The following is a 2,500-nucleotide window of genomic DNA, read 5'->3' as shown; positions in this document are numbered from 1 at the left end:
CCGAGTTCCTTCAGCACAGTTCTCTCAAGCGCCTGGGTATTCTCTACCAATCCACCTGTGTCGGTTTCGGGTACGGTCTATACGATGGAGCTCTTTCCTGGAACCGCTTCACCGCAACCTCAATCCAATCAGAGATTACGATACACGCGATCCGTCACTTTCCATCAGGCCCACGAATATTAAACGTGGTTCCCATCGCCTACGCCTTTCGGCCTCGGCTTAGGGGCCGGCTAACCCTGCTCAGATTAACTTTAAGCAGGAACCCTTGGATTTTCGGCGAGGGAGTCTCTCACTCCCTTTATCGTTACTCATGTCAGCATTCGCACTTCCAATACCTCCAGGACCCCTCACGGGTATCCCTTCACAGGCCTATGGAACGCTCCGCTACCACTCCTCAAAGAGAAGTCCTCAGCTTCGGTGCATGGCTTGAGCCCCGGTACATTTTCGGCGCAAAGACCCTTGTTTAGACCAGTGAGCTGTTACGCTTTCTTTAAATGATGGCTGCTTCTAAGCCAACATCCTGGTTGTTTTGGGATCTTCACATCCTTTCCCACTTAGCCATGACTTGGGGACCTTAGCTGGAGGTCAGGGTTGTTTCCCTCTTGACGACGGACGTTAGCACCCGCCGTCTGTCTGCCGGATAGTACTCCTCGGTATTCGGAGTTTGGTTAGGATCAGTAAGACGGTGAGTCCCCATAGCCCATCCAGTGCTCTACCCCCGAGGGTATTCATCCGACGCTCTACCTAAATAGATTTCGCGGAGAACCAGCTATTTCCGAGTTTGATTGGCCTTTCACCCCTAGCCACAAGTCATCCCGATCTATTGCAACAGATATGGGTTCGGCCCTTCAGTGCGTGTTACCGCACCTTCAGCCTGCTCATGGCTAGATCACTCGGTTTCGGGTCTAATCCGACGAACTGAACGCCCTGTTCAGACTCGCTTTCGCTACGCCTACACCTACCGGCTTAAGCTTGCTCGTCAGACTAAGTCGCTGACCCATTATACAAAAGGTACGCGGTCACCCTTGCGGGCTTCCACTGTTTGTAGGCATTCGGTTTCAGGTTCTCTTTCACTCCCCTCGTCGGGGTGCTTTTCACCTTTCCCTCACGGTACTGGTTCGCTATCGGTCATGCACGAGTACTTAGGCTTGGAGGGTGGTCCCCCCATGTTCGAACAGGATTTCACGTGTCCCGCCCTACTCAAGGACCTCATTCAAAATTACGCCTACGGGGCTGTCACCCGATCTCGCCACGCTTTCCAACGTGTTCAGCTTGTTTGAATAAGGCCACTGGCCTGGTCCGCGTTCGCTCGCCGCTACTAGCAGAGTCTCGGTTGATGTCCTTTCCTCCAGGTACTGAGATGTTTCAGTTCCCCGGGTTCGCTTCTTTAACCCTATTTTATTCAGATCAAAGATACCTTCATATGACTACCGTTAATCTGAGCTGTTGTCGCTCACGCCGGATCGCTTCGCGATCGGCTGCGCGGGCACGGCCTGACCGGCCGTCGCGCATTCGCGCTTTGCTGCGGGCACCCTCACCTCTCCGGCAAGTGCGCCAACATCAAAGACCGAACACGACGAACATCCGCAAAGATCGCCATTCAAAGCCATCTCGCGGTCCAACAGTTCAAACTTAACGGTAGTCGAAGGTGGGTTTCCCCATTCGGAAATCGCCGGATCAAAGCTTATTCGCAGCTCCCCGACGCTTATCGCAGCGTATCACGTCCTTCATCGCCTGTGCATGCCAAGGCATCCACCAAATGCCCTTTAGACACTTGATCGTTCCCATCGCCCATGATCATCAAGGCTTCGCAAAGCGAAGACTTGATTTGTTTTCTTGTCGCTCACGCCAGATCGCTTGCGCGATCGGCTCCGCGGGGGCGGACCATAAGGTCCGACGCCCGGTCGGGCTCTTATGAACGTTCCCCCTTTTGCAAAGGAACGCCCACCGTCAACGCCATATCCGTCAGCTCACCTAAGAGCCATCCGAATGGAACTTCAAGGAAACGGTTGAGAGAGATCATGGTGATAAGATCATTCTTCTTCAGATCGCACCGCTTGTTTAAGCCATACCCGAACCCGAGGGTTCGAGGCAAAGCCTCCTGCAGCGGTGCGTCATGCCGGCTGGTTGTCTAGACCAACCGGCGAAAGACCAGCTTCTCGAAACGGATCCGGACGATGCGCGGTCAGGCGATCATCGGCTTCAAATGACAGGAACCGTTGCGTCCAGATCGAAGCGATGAACTTCGACGCTGGCAGTCCCTGCCGGCAGGATCGTCGGACACCCCCTCACCGCCCAAAGGCGGTAAAGGCGAACGCTTCGGAGCGAAGCGCGGAGCAAAAGCCCCTTATGCCATGTGACGATCCTTCCAGATCCGTCTTCTTCTTCACGATGTTTGAGAACAGGCAGACAAGGACGGCAAAGCCGGTCCAGGCTGCAAAGCGTGTCTATCTTCGTCTTAGATAATGCGTCATTCGGTCGACCCGGCCCTCGCATCGTA

The 2,500-nt window shown here is 54.4% G+C and carries 1 rRNA gene (only partly in view); it reads right to left on the bottom strand.

What is annotated here, in order from left to right:
- Positions 1–1,780 (bottom strand): 23S ribosomal RNA (locus ABDX79_RS19590); it reaches 1,192 nt to the left of the window's first position.
- Positions 1,781–2,500 lie beyond the last annotated feature (720 nt).

This window comes from Fulvimarina fulva (assembly GCF_039652615.1).
Taxonomy (GTDB): domain Bacteria; phylum Pseudomonadota; class Alphaproteobacteria; order Rhizobiales; family Rhizobiaceae; genus Fulvimarina.
This window is presented reverse-complemented; position numbering and strand designations above follow the sequence as displayed.